The sequence below is a fragment of the Geodermatophilus sp. SYSU D00691 genome (assembly GCF_054050275.1).
In genome coordinates this window covers 60225-75741 of record NZ_JBJGYZ010000032.1, presented here as the reverse complement: position 1 = coordinate 75741, position 15517 = coordinate 60225, and the positions used below count along the sequence as shown (strand labels likewise).

General features: G+C 76.3%; 18 protein-coding genes and 1 rRNA gene. 11 read left to right on the top strand and 8 right to left on the bottom strand.

Annotation, left to right across the window (positions count from 1 at the left end):
• Positions 1–8: 8 nt before the first annotated feature.
• Positions 9–125 (top strand): 5S ribosomal RNA (gene rrf, locus ACI797_RS21000).
• Between the two features lie 301 nt (positions 126–426).
• Here the strand turns inward: rrf and ACI797_RS20995 are convergent.
• Positions 427–1128 carry a PadR family transcriptional regulator gene (locus tag ACI797_RS20995; RefSeq protein ID WP_456861030.1) on the bottom strand — a complete coding sequence of 234 codons (702 nt, stop codon included), beginning with the start codon at positions 1126–1128 and terminating at the stop codon, positions 427–429.
• Positions 1129–1235: 107 nt separating this feature from the next.
• On the opposite strand from ACI797_RS20995, the gene ACI797_RS20990 reads away from it, so the two are divergent.
• The 10 genes from ACI797_RS20990 to ACI797_RS20945 are packed head-to-tail and all read left to right on the top strand — an operon-like array spanning position 1236 to position 9744.
• A complete protein-coding gene (locus ACI797_RS20990; protein ID WP_456861028.1) occupies positions 1236–1538 on the top strand; it encodes an urease subunit gamma in 303 nt (100 codons plus the stop codon).
• A complete protein-coding gene (locus ACI797_RS20985; protein ID WP_456861026.1) occupies positions 1535–1837 on the top strand; it encodes an urease subunit beta in 303 nt (100 codons plus the stop codon). The genes ACI797_RS20990 and ACI797_RS20985 overlap by 4 nt, the downstream gene beginning before the upstream one ends.
• Positions 1837–3558 (top strand): urease subunit alpha, encoded by a 1722-nt coding sequence (locus ACI797_RS20980; protein ID WP_456861024.1) that lies wholly within the window; start codon positions 1837–1839, stop codon positions 3556–3558. Before ACI797_RS20985 ends, ACI797_RS20980 begins: the two co-directional genes overlap by 1 nt.
• Complete coding sequence (locus ACI797_RS20975) at positions 3558–4184, top strand: urease accessory protein UreF (RefSeq protein ID WP_456861022.1); 627 nt, start codon at positions 3558–3560, stop codon at positions 4182–4184. Before ACI797_RS20980 ends, ACI797_RS20975 begins: the two co-directional genes overlap by 1 nt.
• An 18-nt stretch (positions 4185–4202) precedes the next feature.
• Positions 4203–4868 carry an urease accessory protein UreG gene (gene ureG, locus ACI797_RS20970; protein ID WP_456861017.1) on the top strand — a complete coding sequence of 222 codons (666 nt, stop codon included), beginning with the start codon at positions 4203–4205 and terminating at the stop codon, positions 4866–4868.
• Positions 4865–5536 (top strand): urease accessory protein UreD, encoded by a 672-nt coding sequence (locus ACI797_RS20965; RefSeq protein ID WP_456861015.1) that lies wholly within the window; start codon positions 4865–4867, stop codon positions 5534–5536. Before ureG ends, ACI797_RS20965 begins: the two co-directional genes overlap by 4 nt.
• Positions 5533–6843 carry an allantoinase AllB gene (allB, locus tag ACI797_RS20960; protein WP_456861013.1) on the top strand — a complete coding sequence of 437 codons (1311 nt, stop codon included), beginning with the start codon at positions 5533–5535 and terminating at the stop codon, positions 6841–6843. Before ACI797_RS20965 ends, allB begins: the two co-directional genes overlap by 4 nt.
• 55 nt (positions 6844–6898) lie before the next feature.
• A complete protein-coding gene (alc, locus tag ACI797_RS20955; RefSeq protein WP_456861012.1) occupies positions 6899–8020 on the top strand; it encodes an allantoicase in 1122 nt (373 codons plus the stop codon).
• Positions 8021–8024: 4 nt separating this feature from the next.
• The gene (locus ACI797_RS20950; RefSeq protein ID WP_456861010.1) at positions 8025–8327 is read left to right on the top strand and encodes a DUF4333 domain-containing protein; all 303 of its coding nucleotides are present in this window, start codon (positions 8025–8027) and stop codon (positions 8325–8327) included.
• Between the two features lie 43 nt (positions 8328–8370).
• Entirely contained in the window at positions 8371–9744 is a 1374-nt protein-coding gene (locus ACI797_RS20945) for an 8-oxoguanine deaminase (protein ID WP_456861008.1), read from the top strand.
• 48 nt (positions 9745–9792) lie between these two features.
• On the opposite strand, the gene egtE is transcribed toward ACI797_RS20945, so the two are convergent.
• The 7 genes from egtE to egtC all read right to left on the bottom strand — a co-directional run bounded on the left by egtE (position 9793) and on the right by egtC (position 15517).
• A complete protein-coding gene (gene egtE / locus ACI797_RS20940; RefSeq protein ID WP_456861006.1) occupies positions 9793–10908 on the bottom strand; it encodes an ergothioneine biosynthesis PLP-dependent enzyme EgtE in 1116 nt (371 codons plus the stop codon).
• 18 nt (positions 10909–10926) lie between these two features.
• On the bottom strand, positions 10927–11664 hold the full coding sequence (locus tag ACI797_RS20935; RefSeq protein ID WP_456861004.1) for an anti-sigma factor: 738 nt from the start codon (positions 11662–11664) through the stop codon (positions 10927–10929).
• Entirely contained in the window at positions 11645–12238 is a 594-nt protein-coding gene (locus tag ACI797_RS20930) for an RNA polymerase sigma factor (RefSeq protein WP_456861002.1), read from the bottom strand. Before ACI797_RS20930 ends, ACI797_RS20935 begins: the two co-directional genes overlap by 20 nt.
• A 44-nt stretch (positions 12239–12282) precedes the next feature.
• The gene (locus ACI797_RS20925) at positions 12283–12957 is read right to left on the bottom strand and encodes a class F sortase (protein WP_456861000.1); all 675 of its coding nucleotides are present in this window, start codon (positions 12955–12957) and stop codon (positions 12283–12285) included.
• Positions 12958–12966: 9 nt separating this feature from the next.
• Positions 12967–13776, bottom strand: a complete 810-nt coding sequence (locus ACI797_RS20920; RefSeq protein ID WP_456860998.1) for a DUF4397 domain-containing protein — start codon at positions 13774–13776, stop codon at positions 12967–12969.
• A gap of 92 nt (positions 13777–13868) precedes the next feature.
• Positions 13869–14831: an L-histidine N(alpha)-methyltransferase gene (gene egtD / locus ACI797_RS20915; RefSeq protein ID WP_456860996.1), complete on the bottom strand. Its 963-nt coding sequence runs from the start codon at positions 14829–14831 to the stop codon at positions 13869–13871.
• Positions 14822–15517: an ergothioneine biosynthesis protein EgtC gene (gene egtC, locus ACI797_RS20910; protein WP_456860994.1), complete on the bottom strand. Its 696-nt coding sequence runs from the start codon at positions 15515–15517 to the stop codon at positions 14822–14824. The genes egtD and egtC overlap by 10 nt, the downstream gene beginning before the upstream one ends.

Genomic DNA, 15517 nt, shown 5'->3' with positions numbered 1-15517 from the left:
CACAGCGTTACGGCGGCCATGGCGAGAGGGAAACGCCCGGTCTCATTCCGAACCCGGAAGCTAAGCCTCTCAGCGCCGATGGTACTGCCCCGGAGACGGGGTGGGAGAGTAGGACGCCGCCGGACATCCTTTCCCGAACGGGGCCCCAGCCACAGGCTGCGGGCCCCGTTCGCATGTCTCCGACACGTCACGGGTGCCTCATCGCGATGAAGCACCCGTGCGTCGTCGCGATGAAGTGCGCTCTCCTCCGGGAGGGAGCCGTCGACGATCGCGTCCTCCGGCTGCGTCGCGATCTGCCGGAAGATCGGCCCGCCGACCTCGTTCACGCGGGCGCCGCCCACGAGAAGAGCCCGGTGGCTCGTGGGTTCACCGCTCATGCGATGAACCGCAGAACCACCGGGCTCCGGTCCGCAAGATCCTCGCGGGTCAGCCGGCGGGCGTCTCCCCCGGCGGGTCCTGCGCCTGATCCGCCGGCACCTCGCCGGCGAGGATCAGGTACAGCGAGCGGCGGGCGTCGGCCAGCACCTTCGCCGCCGCGGCCAGCTGGGCGGGGTTGCCCACCCGGCCGAGCTGGTGGACCGCGCCCATCAGCTCGCCGACGCCGGTGCGCAGGTCGACGCGCTCGCCGTCGCCGGTGAACGCCGCGAACGGGTCGGCGCCGCCCAGGGTCCCGACGTGCTCGCGGCCGGCCTCGGTCAGCGCGACGAGCTTGCGCCCGCCGTCGGTGCTGACCCGGACCAGCCCCTCGTCCTCGAGCTGGGCGATGGTCGGGTAGACGGCGCCGGGCGAGAGCCGCCACGCGCCGGCGGTGCGGTCGGCGACCGCCTGCATGAGCTGGTAGCCGTGCATCGGCTCGTCGGCGAGCAGCAGCAGGATCGCCGTCCGGACGTCGCCGCGACCGGCACGACCGCGCCGTCCGCCGCGACGGGGACCGCCGGGGCCGAAGCCCGGCCCGAACTCCGGACCCGGGGGTCGCTCGAAGGGGCCGCCGCGGTGGTGACGGCGAGGACCGTCGCCGCGGCCGGGGTGGTCGTGCGGGGAGCGCCGGCGCGCGCCGGGTTCGGTACCGGGAGCGCCGAACGCGAGGGGGGAGCGGCCGGGCCGCATCCACGGGTTCGTGGGCCTCATGGCACACCTCCTGTCGTTGTGATGGCATCACGATATATCGTGTACTGTCACGTCGCAACGTTTCGTCGGCAACAGCGCCGTTACACGGCCCGGTTAGCGTCCGGCGCGTGCACCTGTCCCCCCACGAGCAGGAACGCCTGCTGCTCTCCTACGCCGCCGAGCTGGCCCGCCGGCGACGGGCCCGCGGGCTGAGACTCAACCTGCCGGAGGCCACCGCTCTGATCACCGACCACGTGCTCGAGGGCGCCCGGGACGGCGTGCTGGTCGCCGAGCTCATGCAGTCCGGTCGCACGGTGCTCACCCGGGACGACGTGATGGACGGGGTCCCCGAGCTGCTGGAGGAGGTGCAGGTGGAGGCGACCTTCCCCGACGGGACGAAGCTGGTCACTGTCCACCACCCCATACCGTGATCCCGGGGGAGGTGTTCCCGGCCGACGGGACGATCGAGACCCTGCCCGGTGCCCCGCGGGTCGAGCTCGAGGTGCACAACGCCGGCGACCGGCCCGTCCAGGTCGGCTCGCACTTCCACTTCGCGCAGACCAACGGCGCACTGGAGTTCGACCGGGCCGCCGCGCACGGTCACCGGCTGGACATCGCCGCCGGCACCGCCGTCCGCTTCGAGCCCGGCATCACCCGCACCGTGACGCTGGTGCCCCTGGCCGGTGCGCGAGTCGTCCCCGGCCTCACCGCGGACGGAGGGCTGGGCTGATGGTGCAGCTCTCCCGCGAGCGCTACGCGCAGCTGTACGGGCCGACGACGGGCGACCGCGTCCGGCTCGCCGACACCGACCTGCTGATCGAGGTCGAGGAGGACCGCTGCGGCGGCCCCGGCCGCGCCGGTGAGGAGGCGGTCTTCGGCGGCGGCAAGGTGATCCGCGAGTCGATGGGCCAGGGCCGGGCCACCCGCGCCGAGGGGGCACCGGACCTGGTCATCACCGGGGCCGTCGTCCTCGACCACTGGGGGATCGTCAAGGCCGACGTCGGCATCCGCGACGGGCGGATCGTCGCGCTGGGCAAGGCGGGCAACCCCGACACCATGGACGGCGTCCACCCCGACCTGGTGATCGGGCCGGGCACCGAGGTGCTGGCCGGCAACGGCAAGATCCTCACCGCCGGTGGCATCGACTGCCACGTGCACTTCATCTGCCCGCAGATCGTGCCGACGGCGCTCGGCTCGGGCGTGACGACGCTGATCGGCGGCGGCACCGGCCCGGCCGAGGGCTCCAAGGCCACCACGATCACCCCGGGCGACTGGTACCTCGCCCGGATGCTCGAGGCGATGGACCCCTGGCCGGTCAACGTCGCGCTGCTCGGCAAGGGCAACACGGTCTCGCTCGACTCGCTCGAGGAGCAGCTCAGGGCCGGGGCCTCCGGGTTCAAGCTGCACGAGGACTGGGGCTCCACCCCGGCGGCGGTCGACGCGGCGCTCACCGTGGCCGGGCGGCACGGCGTCCCGGTGGCGCTGCACTCCGACACCCTCAACGAGGCCGGCTTCGTCGAGGACACCCTCGCCGCGATCGCCGGCCGGTCGATCCACGCGTACCACACCGAGGGGGCCGGGGGCGGGCACGCGCCGGACATCATCACCGTCGCCGGGCACCCGAACGTGCTGCCGTCGAGCACGAACCCGACCCGGCCGCACACGGTGAACACCCTCGACGAGCACCTCGACATGCTCATGGTCTGCCACCACCTGGACTCCTCCGTGCCGGAGGACCTGGCCTTCGCCGAGAGCCGGATCCGGCCGACGACGATCGCCGCCGAGGACCTGCTGCACGACCTCGGCGCGATCTCGATGATCGGTTCGGACGCGCAGGCCATGGGGCGGGTCGGCGAGGTGGTGCTGCGCACCTGGCAGACCGCGCACGTGATGAAGCGCAGGCGCGGGTCGCTCGCCGGGGACGGCGCCGCGGACAACCTGCGCGCCCGCCGGTACGTCGCCAAGTACACGATCTGCCCCGCCGTGGCGCACGGCATCGACGGCGAGGTCGGCTCCGTCGAGCCGGGCAAGCTGGCCGACCTGGTGCTGTGGGACCCGAAGCTGTTCGGCGTCCGACCGCACGCCGTGCTCAAGGGCGGGATGATCGCCTGGGCGCAGATGGGCGACGCCAACGCGTCGATCCCCACCCCGCAGCCACAGCTGCCGCGACCGATGTTCGGCGCGTACGGCCGCGTCCCGGCCCGGACGTCGCTGCACTTCGTGGCGCCCGCGTCCCTCGACGCCGGGCTGGCCGACCGGCTCGCCGTCGACCGGCGGCTGGCCGCGGTCACCGACACCACGCGGCTGACCAAGGCGGACATGCCGGAGAACACCGCGCTGCCCGACATCCGCGTCGACCCGGACACCTTCACGGTGACCGTGGACGGCGAGGTGTGGGAGCCCGAGCCGGTGCGCGAGCTGCCGATGGCGCAGCGGTACTTCCTGTTCTGATGACGGCTGCGCTCCTCACGCTCGCCGACTCGCGGCTGCCGGCCGGCGGGCACACGCACTCCGGCGGCGTCGAGCAGGCGATCGCCGCCGGGGTGGTGACCGACCCGGCGACGCTGACCGCGTTCCTGCGCCGGCGGCTGCACACCGCCGGGGCGGTGGCGGCGGGGCTCGCCGCCGCGGCCTGCGAGGCGGACGGTCCGGGGCTGGCCCGGCTGGACGCCGAGGCCGATGCCCGCACGCCGGCGCCGGCGCTGCGGGCCGCCTCGCGGGCCCAGGGGCGCGGGCTGGTCCGGGTGGGCCGGCGCGCCTGGCCGTCGCCGTACTGGGACGACCTGCCCGACCGGCCGCACCACCCGCTCGCCCTGGGCGTCGCCGCCCGGGCCGGCGGGCTCACCCCGCGCGACGCCGCCGCGGCGGCCGCCTACCTGTCGGTGAGCGGCCCGGCGACCGCTGCCCAGCGGCTGCTGGCCATGGACCCGCTCGCCGTCGCCGCGCTCACCGCCCGGCTGGCCGCCGAGATCGACGAGGTCGCCGCGGTGGACGGGCTCCCCGCCGCGGCCGACCCCCTGCTCGACCTCCTCGCGGAGGTCCACCACACACGAAGGGACCGCTACTTCGCCTCATGAGCGTCACTAGGAGTGCACATGCCGCCTGACCACAACCTCGACGACTACGTCGACCCACCGCGCGCGCACCGCCACGGTCCGCTGCGCGTGGGGCTCGGCGGCCCGGTCGGCTCGGGCAAGACCGCGCTCGCGGCGGCGCTGTGCCGCACGCTGGGGCCGGAGTTCGACCTCGCCGTCGTCACCAACGACATCTACACGACCGAGGACGCCGACTTCCTGCGCCGCCACGCCGTCCTGCCCGACGACCGGATCGAGGCGGTGCAGACCGGCTGCTGCCCGCACACGGCCATCCGCGACGACATCACCGCCAACCTCGACGCCGTCGAGCTGCTCGAGGCGCGGCATCCGGGACTGGAGCTGGTGCTGGTCGAGTCCGGCGGCGACAACCTGACCGCGAGCTTCAGCTACGGCCTGGTCGACGTGCAGATCTTCGTGATCGACGTCGCCGGCGGGGACAAGGTGCCGCGCAAGGGCGGGCCGGGGGTCACCGCCAGCGACCTGCTCGTGGTCAACAAGACCGACCTCGCCGCGCTCGTGGGCGCCGACCTCGACGTCATGCGCCGCGACTCGGCGGTCGTGCGGCAGGACAAGCCGACGCTGCTGATCAGCCTGCGCGAGGACCCGTCGGCGGCCGAGGTCGCCGCGTGGGTGCGCGAGCAGGTGCGGGCGCGCGTGCCCGCGTGAACACCGCCGTCGAGGTCGTGGCGACGGCGGTCGGCGGGCGGACGGTGCTGTCGGTGGTCCGGTCGAGCGGGCAGCTCGCCGTCCGCCGCACCGGCCCGGCGACGGTGCACCTGGTCGCCACCGCGTTCGGCCCGCTGGGCGGGGACGACGCCAGGATCCGGCTGGTCGTCGAGGACGGCGCCACGCTGGCCGTGCGCACCGTGGCGGCGGCCGTGGCGCTGCCGGCCCGCGGGGGCGGGGCGCCGTCGTCCCAGCGGGTGCACGCGACCGTGGCCGGCGCGCTCGACCTGCGGCCGGAGCCGACCGTCGTCGCCACCCGGGCGCACCACCTCGCCGAGCTGACCGCCGAGCTGGGCACCGGCGCCGTCGTCACCGCCACCGAGCAGGTGCTGCTCGGCCGCACGCGGGAGGAGCCGGGGCGCTGGACGGGCACCACGCGCATCGAGCGCGACGGCGTCCCGGTGCTGCACACGACCGTCGACCTGGGGCCGGGCAGCGCGGCCTGGTTGCCGCCGGTGGCCCCGCGGGCGTATGCCTCCACCGTGCACCTGGGGACCGCGGCCGATGTCGCCACCGGGGAGGACGTCGTCCGCCTGCCGCTGCCCGGCGGCTGGGTGACGACGGCGTGGGGCGAGGAGCTGCACCGGGTCGCGGCGGCGGTCGCGTGACGCTCGCCGTCCGCGCCCGGCGGGTGGTGCTGCCCGACGGCGAGCGCGCCGCCACGGTGCACACCCGGGACGGGCGGATCACCGCCGTCACCGGCTACGACGACGCGCCCCCGGACGTGGTCACCCTCGCCGACGACGAGGTGCTGCTGCCCGGCCTGGTCGACAGCCACGTGCACGTCAACGAGCCCGGCCGCACCGAGTGGGAGGGCTTCGAGAGCGCCACCCGGGCCGCGGCGGCCGGCGGCGTCACCACGATCGTCGACATGCCCCTCAACTCGATCCCGCCGACGGTGGACGTGAAGGCGCTGCAGGTGAAGCGACAGGCGGCGGAGGGGAAGGTGGCCGTCGACGTCGCCTTCTGGGGCGGCGCGGTGCCCGGCAACGCCGGCCAGCTCCCGCGGCTGCTCGCGGCCGGCGCGGTCGGGGTGAAGTGCTTCCTGCTCGACTCGGGGGTGCCGGAGTTCCCGCCGCTGGACGACGCCGGCCTGCGCACGGCCCTCAGCGCGCTGGCCGAGGTCGACGGGCTGCTCATCGCGCACTGCGAGGACGAGGAGGTCATCGCGCACGCGCCGGAGCCGGCGGGGACCAGCTACGGCGCGTTCCTCGCCTCCCGGCCGGGCACGGCGGAGGAGACGGCGATCGGCCGGCTGGTCGCGGCAGCCCGGGACACCGGCGCGCGGGTGCACGTCGTCCACCTGGCCGACGCCGACGCGCTGCCGCTGCTGCGGGCGGCCCGGGCCGAGGGCGTGCGGATCACGGTCGAGACCTGCCCGCACTACCTCACCTTCGCCGCGGAGGAGGTGCCCGACGGCGCGACGTCGTTCAAGTGCTGCCCCCCGATCCGCGAGGCCGCCCACCGCGAGGCGCTGTGGGTGGCGCTCGCCGACGGCGACATCGACCTGGTGGTCAGCGACCACTCGCCGTGCACGCCCGAGCTCAAGCGGCTCGACGTCGGCGACTTCGGGCTGGCGTGGGGCGGCATCGCGTCCCTGCAGGTGGCGCTGCCGGCGGTGTGGACCGGCGCCCGCGCGCGCGGCCTGACGCTCTCGCACCTCGTGCGGTGGATGGCGACCGCGCCGGCGCGGCTGGCCGGGCTGCCGGGCAAGGGGGAGATCGCGGTCGGCCGGGACGCCGACCTGGTGGCGTTCGCGCCCGACGAGCAGTGGACCGTCGCCGAGCTGTTGCACCGCAACCCGGTGACGCCCTACGCCGGGCGGCGGCTCACCGGGCGGGTGCGCCGCACCTGGCTGCGCGGCGTGCCCGCCGACGGGGCGCCGCGCGGCCGGCTGCTGAGCCGCGCGACGTGAGGCCGGCCCCGCTGCCGGGTCCCGCTCTCCGCCGCCCGTGCGAGAGTGACCCGCGATGAGCGACTTCCTCCGGCTCCCCGACCTCGCGGCGCGCTCCCTGGGCGGTGCCGTCGTCGCGGCCAACGACGAGTTCTTCGCGGCCAAGGAGAACCTCGTGCTCGACGCGCCCGCAGTCGCGCGGACCGAGTTCGGGCACAAGGGCAAGGAGTACGACGGCTGGGAGACCCGGCGCCGTCGCTCACCCGGGCACGACTGGGCGCTGGTGCGGCTGGGGACGCCGGGGATCGTCGCCGGGGTCGTGGTCGACACGGCCTTCTTCACCGGCAACTACCCGCCCCGGGCGGCGGTCGACGGCGCGGCGATCGAGGGATACCCGACCGTCGCCGAGCTGGAGAAGGCCGACTGGCAGCCGCTGCTCCCGCTGTCCGACCTGGCCGGCGACACCGCCAACGCCTTCCCCGTCGACTCCGACCGGCGGGTGACGCACGTCCGGCTGGTCATCCACCCCGACGGCGGGGTGGCCCGGCTGCGGGTGCACGGCACCGCGGTCCCCGACCCGCGGCTGCTCGACGCCGGACCGGTCGACCTCGCGGCGCTCGAGAACGGCGGCCGGGTCACCGGGGTGAGCGACGAGTTCTACGGCCGGCCGGCGCAGCTGATCGCCCCCGGCCTGGCCCGCTCGATGGGCGAGGGCTGGGAGACCCGGCGCCGGCGCGGCGACGGCAACGACTGGGTGGAGGTGACGCTGGCCTGCGAGGGCGTCGTCACCCTGGCCGAGCTGGACACGACCTGGTTCAAGGGCAACGCGCCCGGCACCGCCGCGCTCACCGGCCTGACCGACGGCAGCGAGGTGCCGCTGCTGCCGCGCACCCGGCTGCAGCCCGACACCCGGCACCGCTTCGTCCTCGACGGCGTCGCCGGCGTGCGGCGGGTGCGGCTCGACGTCTTCCCCGACGGCGGCATGGCCCGGCTGCGGCTGTGGGGCCGGCCGACGCCCGCCGGGCGCGCCGAGCTCGGCAGACGCTGGTTCGAGGCGCTGCCCGACGTGCAGGCGCTGGAGGTGCTCGGGGCGATCGGCGTCCCGCCGGCCGACGCCGGGCGGCTGGTGGGCGCGCGCCCGCTGTCGGGGCCCGTGCCCGACGCGGTGGCCCGGTTGCTGGAGGGTCCGGCAAGCTGAGGTGGTGCGTCGTCGCGTCGCCGTCCTCCTGCCCGGCCTCGTCGTCCTGGCCGGGTGCGGTGCCGGCTCCGTCGCGGCCGACGACGTCGCCGCCGCGGTGGCCGAGCAGGTGGAGGGCCAGGCCGGGGCCCGTCCCGACGTCGACTGCCCCGAGGACCTCCCGGCCGAGGTGGGCGCGACCGCCCGCTGCACGCTGACCCTCGAGGGGGTGGAGGGCGAGTACGGGGTGACCGCGACGGTCACGAGGGTGGAGGACGACCAGGCGTTCTTCGACATCCAGGTGGACCACGAGCCGCTGCCCGGCTGAGCCGGGCACCCCACCGTCCCACCCGCCTTGGCACGATGCGCGGGTGGAGAAGCCCGCTGACCTGCTGGTCACCGACGCCGAGCTCGTCGCCACCGTCGACGGCACCCGCCGCGAGATCCCCGGCGGGTGGGTGGCGGTCACCGACGGGCTGGTGAGCGGCGTCGGGTCGCCGGCCGACCCGGCGCCGGCCGCCGTCCGCACGATCGACGCGCGGGGCTGCCTGGTGACGCCGGGGCTGGTGAACACCCACCACCACCTGTACCAGAACCTGACCCGCGCGTTCGCGCCCGCGCTGACCGGCGGGCTGTTCGAGTGGCTGGTCACGCTGTACCCGCTGTGGGCGCGGCTGGACGAGGAGGCCGCCTACGTCAGCGCCTACGTCGGGCTGACCGAGCTCGCGCTGGGTGGCTGCACCACCTCGACCGACCACCTCTACGTGCACCCCCGCGGCGCCGGTGACCTCATCGCGGCCGAGGTGACCGCGGCGCGCGACCTCGGCATGCGGTTCCACCCCACCCGCGGCTCGATGTCGCTGTCGGTCAAGGACGGCGGGCTGCCGCCGGACTCCGTCGTCCAGGACGACGAGGAGATCCTGGCGGAGTCGCAGCGGCTGGTGGAGGCGCACCACGACCGCGCGTGGGGCGCGATGACCCGGATCGCGCTGGCGCCGTGCTCGCCGTTCAGCGTCTCGACCTCGCTCATGGCGCGGACGGCGGAGCTGGCCGAGGCCCTGGACGTGCGGCTGCACACGCACCTGTGCGAGACGCAGGACGAGGAGGCGTTCTGCCTCGAGCGGTTCGGCCGCCGGCCGGTGGACTACCTGGCCGACGTCGGCTGGATGACCGACCGGGTGTGGCTCGCCCACGACGTGTGGCCCTCGGCGGACGAGGTCTCCCGCCTCGGCGCGGCCGGGGTCGGGACGGCGCACTGCCCGTCGTCGAACATGATCCTGGGCAGCGGCCTGGCGCCGGTCGGGGAGCTGCGGGCCGCGGGGGCGCCGGTGGGTCTGGGCGTCGACGGCTCGGCGTCGGCGGACTCCGCGTCGCTGTGGCTGGAGGCCCGGACGGCGATGCTGCAGGGCAAGCTGCGCCACGGCGCGGCCGCGATGTCGGCGCGCGACGCGCTGGAGATGGCCACCGTGGGCGGCGCCGCGGTGCTGGGGCGGGCGGGGGAGATCGGCGAGCTGTCGGTCGGGGCGTGCGGCGACCTCGTGGTCTGGCCGCTGACCGGGCCGGCGTTCGCCGGGGCGCTGTCCGACCCCGTGGAGGCGTGGCTGCGCTGCGGGCCGGTGGCGGCGCGGCACACCGTCGTCGCCGGGCGGCCGGTGGTCGAGGACGGCGTCCCCGTGCACCCGGCGCTGGACGAGCAGCTCGCCGTCCACCGCCGGGTGGCCGCCGCCATGCAGTTCGCTCGCTAGGTGCTTCATCGCGATCAAGCACCGGTGCTTGATCGCGATGAAGCACTCTCAGAGGGCGGCGGCGAGGGCCTCGAGGTCGTCGAGCGAGGCGTCGAGGTGCGGGGAGACGCGCAGCACCGGCCCGGTCATCTCGCCCGGCGCCCGCTCCGGCGAGATCGCGGTGACGACGATGCCGTGCTCGGACAGCAGCCGCGTGCGGGTAGCGACGACGTCGACGCCGTCCGGCGGGCGCAGCGTGGTGATCGCGGTCGGCTCGTCCAGCGGCTCCACCACCGCCCAGCCGGCGACGCCGTCGAGCAGCTCGCGAGTGGCCCGGCCCAGCCCCGCCAGCCGCTCGCGCACGCGGTCGGGGCCGGCGGCCAGGTGGTCACCGGTCGCCACGACCAGGCCCACCCGCCCGGCGACGTGCGCCTCCCGGGACTCGTGCATCGCCATCGGCCCCAGCCCCTCCACGGGCAGCAGCGGCGTCAGCTCGGCGGCCAGCGAGGGCCGCACGCACAGCACGCCGACCCCGCGCGGGCCGGCCAGCCACTTGCGCGAGGGGAAGTAGACCGCGTCGGCGCCGACGTCGACGTCGGCGTGCCCCATGGACTGCGCGGCATCGATGACGAGGCGCACGCCGGCCTCCCGGCAGAGGAACGCCGCCTCCGTCGCGGGCTGGAGCAGGCCCCGGTGGCTGCCGATGTGCGTCAGGTGCACGAACCGCGGCGGGTCGTCGTCGAGCAGCCGCTCGAACGCGTCGAGGTCCAGCCGGCCCCGGCCGTCGACCGGCAGCGGCTCCGGGTCGAGACCGAACGCGCCGAGCTGGGCGATGTTGGGCGCGTACTCCCCCGGCAGGCAGGCGACGCGCGAGCCGGCCGGCAGCCGCCACCCCTGCAGCAGCGCGGTGAGCGCCGCCGAGGCCGACTCGACGAAGGCGACGTCGGCGGCGGCCATGCCGGCCAGGCCGCCGAGCACCGACCGCCCCTGCTGCAGCAGGTCCCCGGCCGCGGCCTCGGCCACGTAGGCGCCCAGCTCGGCCTCGTGCCGCGCGTGGTGCGCCGCGGCGTCCAGCGCCCGCGTGCTCTGCCGGCTGGACGCCGCGCTGTCCAGGTGCCGGCCGGCGGGCCGGGGGCGGACGGCGCGCCAGGACGCGCCGAGGTCCTCGTGCGGCAGGTGCTCCACGAGGGGAACGCTATGCGGTCAGCTCTCCAGCACGCCCCGCGCCACCGAGACGCCCGAGTGGGTCGGGTCGCCGTCGAGCGGCTCGACCGAGACGTCGACGATCGGGTACTCGGCGAGGTCGACACCGGCCGGCACGGGCAGGTCCGTCGTCCCGGCCCGGACGACGCCGAGGGAGTACATGCCCTCCACCCGCTCGTCGATGAGCCACACCTCGTAGTAGCCGTCGTCCGGCGCCGCGGCGTCGAGCCGCACCTCCAGCACCCGCTCGCCGTCCCGGACCACCACCTCGGCGGTGCCCGAGGCGGACGCGTCGTCCAGCGGGTCGAGGGCCGCGGCGGCCACCAACGTGGCGTCGTCCCGGGTGGCGACGACGACGGCGGTGCCGCCCGCGACCGCGACGACGGCCGCCGCGGCGGCGGCGACCAGCAGGGGCCGGCGTCGCCGCCGGAGGGGGACGACGGGGGCGACCGGCGGCGGCGGCTCGGGCGCGGGGATCAGCGGCGAGGCCACGACCTCGGGACGCGGCCGGGCCGAGACGCCGGTCTGCGCGGCGATCCCCTCCCAGACCGACGGCGGCGGCGGGACCGGCGCGGCGGGCGCGGCCAGCTGCGGCACCGCGAGGGCGTCGACGCTGCGGCGCAGCGCGGCCACCTCGCGCGCGCACGCCGCGCACGCGGCGAGGTGCTGGGCGTCGGGGGCGGGCAGCGGCTCGCGGAGGGCGGCGAGCGCGAGCTGCTCAGGCGTGCAGTGCGGCACCGTCCACCTCCAACCGTGTCCTCAGGCGTTCGAGCGTGCGCCGGATGTGGGATTTCACCGTGCCCAGCGGGATCCCGGTGCGGGCGGCGATCTGGGCGTGGGTGAGGTCCTCGAAGAACGCCAGCTCGATGATGCCGCGTTGCGGCTGGCCGATCTGCTCCAGCTCGCCGAGCAGCAGCACCCGGTCGGCGACCGCGGTGTCGACGGCGCCGGGCGCGGCGGCGGGCGCCGCCTCGTGGGCGACGGCCTCCGCGGTCCGGCGCTGCCGGTCCAGCCGCTCCCAGGTGTCGGCGATCTTGTGCCGGCAGATGCCGACCAGCCAGGCGGGGAGCGGGCCGCGGTCGGCGCGGTAGCCGGCCCGGCCGGTCCAGGCCGAGACGAAGGTCTGCTGGGTGACGTCCTCGGCGTCGGGACCGGGGCCGAAGGCGCGCACCGCCATGCCGTGCACCTGGCCGGCCCAGCGTTCGTAGGCCCACGCCAGCGCCTGCTCGTCGCCCGCGGCGAAGCGACGGGCCACCTCGGCGTCGTCCGGCTCCACGTGCTCGAGGGTCCGCGGCGGGACCTCGGTCGTCACGGGTCGTACGCTACCGAATCGCGGGCGAGGCAGCGCGAGATCGGTCATGCCACCGGCTCCGCGACGACGACCACGTTGTCCCGGTAGCTGCGCGACCCGGGGTCGAACGGCCCGCCGCAGGTGACGAGCACCAGCCGGGGCGCGCCGTCGCGGGCGAACAGCTCGGCCAGCGGCAGCTGCTGCTTGGAGATCAGCTCCCGCGAGACCACCCGCCAGCGCGTCGTCGTCCCCGCCGCGTCGGTGACCACCACCTCGGTGCCGGGGGCCGCCTCGCGCAGCGGGGCGAGCGCGCCCAGCCCCTGCTCGGCGTCGTCGACGTGCCCGGCCAGGACGGCGTTGCCCGCGCCGCCGGGCGCGGGCCCGAACCGGTACCAGCCGGCCCGGGCGACGTCGTCGGGGATCTGCATCTGCCCGTCGGGTGCGACGCCGACCGGCTCCACCGGGGCGTCGATCCCGAGCGAGGGCACGGTGAGCCGCACCGGCGCCGGGACGGCGCTGTCCCGGGCCGGTGCGGCGTCCCGGACGGTCACGGGAGGCAGGGTGACCGCCGGGGCCGCCGGCGCCCCCGGCACGGGGGACTCGGAGGGCGCCGGCGGGGTCCGGAGCGCCTCGGCGACCGGTGCGCCCGCCGCCGCGTCCGGCCGGGTCAGCGCCCAGGCGGCCGGGATGCCGACGGCCAGGACGGTGCCGAGCACGGCGACGACGGCGGCGGGTCGCACCGGTCGTCCTCAGACGCGGCCGGCGAGGAGCCGGCGGCCGGCGAGGGCGGCGGCGACCAGACCGGCCAGCGCGACCCCGGTCAGGGGCAGCGGCAGGTCGTCGTCGACCAGACCGGCGCTGCCGCCCGGGACGCCGGACGGCGCGGAGTGCCCGCCGGTCAGCGTCTGGACGGCCAGCTCGTAACCGGCCTCCTGCGAGCCCCACGCGTAGACGACGGTGGTGGCGCCCTCGGCCAGCGAGAGGTCCGCCGGGCCGATCGCCACCGTGTCGGTGCCGGCCAGGACGACGTCGGCGCTCACGGTGCCGGCCGGCACGGTCAGCGACTGCTCGTTCGGGTTGGTCAGCCCCTGGATCACCGGGGTCCCGCCGGCGCGCACGTCGACGGCCGGCGCGGCCGCGGTGTGCCGCACGACCACCCGCGCCTGCCCGGCCGGGACGGCGGAGGTGTCGTTGACGAACGGCGTCAGCCGCGGGGTGCCGTCCTCGCCGAGGTGGGCCACCACGGTGGCGTTGGCGCCGGCCGGGACCTCGACGCCGTCGGCGCTGATCGCCGGCTGCGTGGTCGCCGGGTCGGAGCCCGCCGGGTAGATGTCCAGGTCGTACGTGCCGGCCGGGAGCTCGAGCGGGTCGGTGAGCGTGCCGGGCTGGAAGTCGGGGATGAGCTCCTGGCCGTTGGCGTAGACGTCCACCGGGGTGTCGGGGACGGCGTGGAGGACGGAGACGGTGGCGGTGTCAGCCGCTGCCGCCGGCGGGGCGCCGAGCACGAGCAGCGCGCCGGCAGCACCGGCGGCGAGCGCGACCGTGCGGGTCCGGGTCACGGGGGTTCCTTCCGGGTCGGAGGGGGTCTGTCACCCGCTCCTTCCGGCGGCCCCCCGCACCTGGATGCGGTTGAGCGCGGAACTTCCCCGGGTCAGGCCGGGACGGACAGGCTGAGGCCGAAGTCGCCGACCGGGTCGGTCCACCAGTGCGTCACGGTCAGCCCGGCCGCGGCCAGCTCGCGCTCGACGCCCTCCCGGCGGAACTTCGCCGAGATCTCGGTGCGCAGCTCCTCCCCGGCGGCGAACGGCACCTCCAGGTCCAGCTCGGCCACGGTGACCACCTGGTCGCGGGTCGAGCGCAGCCGCATCTCGATCCACTCCCGCTCGGCGTCCCAGAGCGCCACGTGGGTGAAGGCGTCGGGGTCGAAGTCGGCCTTGAGCTCGCGGTCGAGGACGGCGAGCACGTTGCGGTTGAACTCCGCCGTCACGCCGGCCGCGTCCTCGTAGGCGCGGACCAGCCGGCCGGCGTCCTTGACCAGGTCGGTGCCGAGCAGGAAGGCGTCGCCGGGGTGCAGCGTGCTCGCGAGCTCGGCGAGGAAGGCGCGGCGCTCGGCCGGTTCGAGGTTGCCGATGGTGGAGCCGAGGAAGGCCACCAGCCGGCGGCCGGAGCGCGGCAGCTCGCCCAGGTGCCGGGTGAAGTCGCCGACGACGCCCTCGAGCTCCAGGCCGGGGTACTCCTGCGCCAGCGCCGCGCCGGCCGCCTGCAGCACCGAGGGGTCGACGTCGAAGGGCACGAACCGGCGCAGCGTCCCCGCCTCGCGCAGCGCGGTGAGCAGCAGCCGGGTCTTCTCCGACGTGCCGCTGCCCAGCTCGACCAGCACGTCGGCGCCGGACGCCGTGGCGATCTCACCGGCCCGCGCCTCGAGGATCGCCCGCTCGGCGCGGGTGGGGTAGTACTCGGGCAGCCGCGTGATCGCATCGAACAGCTCGCTGCCCCGCTCGTCGTAGAACCAGCGCGGGGGCAGGGTCTTCGGCGTCGCGGTCAGCCCGGCGAGGGCGTCGCCGCGCAGCGCGGCGGCCGCGTCGTCGGGGTCGAGGTGGTAGGTCAGCTGCACGCGATCTCCTCCGTCGAGACGCCGTCGGGGGTCACCACGACCAGGTGCCGGTCGGGGACGTCGGTCCAGCCGGGGTCGTCGTCCCAGGGCTCGCTGGCCAGCGCGACGCCGTCGTCGGTGGTCAGGACCGACAGGGTGTCGCCCCAGGTCGTGGCGAGCAGCCGGCCGCCGTCGGTGGCCAGCAGGTTGAGCCGGGCGGCCGGGTCGGCCGCGGCGACCTCGGCGACGGTCGCGGCCAGCCGGTCGACGCCGCGCTCGAACACCAGCGCGGCCAGCAGCGCGCTGTCGACCGTCGACTCGGCCGTGCGGGCCGGCGGCAGCACCGCCCGGTCGACCCGCCCGTTGTGCGAGAGCAGCCAGCGGCCGTCGGTGAACGGCGCGGCCGCCGACTCCTCGATCGGCATGCCGACCGTCGCGGAGCGGACCGCCGCCAGCACGCAGCCGCTCGCGACCACCGGGGCCACCGAGGCGAACGAGGCGTCGCCCCACAGCGGCCGGGCCGAGCGCCAGCGGGCGGGCTCGGTGCGGCCGGGCACGTAGAACCCGACCCCCCAGCCGTCGGCGTTGACCGTGCCGTAGCGCTGCCGCCGCGGCGCGTAGGACTGCACGAGCAGCGACGACGGCGGCTCGAGGAGCAGCGCCGCCAGGGTGCGCGGCCGGCCGAGCCAGGCGAGGTGCCGGCACAT

Bases quoted from the DNA above. Each gene is read 5' to 3' on its own strand.
- ACI797_RS20995 (WP_456861030.1), bottom strand. From the start codon at position 1,128: ATGAGGCCCACGAACCCGTGGATGCGGCCCGGCCGCTCCCCCCTCGCG.
- ACI797_RS20980 (WP_456861024.1), top strand. From the start codon at position 1,837: ATGGTGCAGCTCTCCCGCGAGCGCTACGCGCAGCTGTACGGGCCGACG.
- ACI797_RS20975 (WP_456861022.1), top strand. From the start codon at position 3,558: ATGACGGCTGCGCTCCTCACGCTCGCCGACTCGCGGCTGCCGGCCGGC.
- ureG (WP_456861017.1), top strand. From the start codon at position 4,203: ATGCCGCCTGACCACAACCTCGACGACTACGTCGACCCACCGCGCGCG.
- alc (WP_456861012.1), top strand. From the start codon at position 6,899: ATGAGCGACTTCCTCCGGCTCCCCGACCTCGCGGCGCGCTCCCTGGGC.
- egtC (WP_456860994.1), bottom strand. From the start codon at position 15,517: ATGTGCCGGCACCTCGCCTGGCTCGGCCGGCCGCGCACCCTGGCGGCG.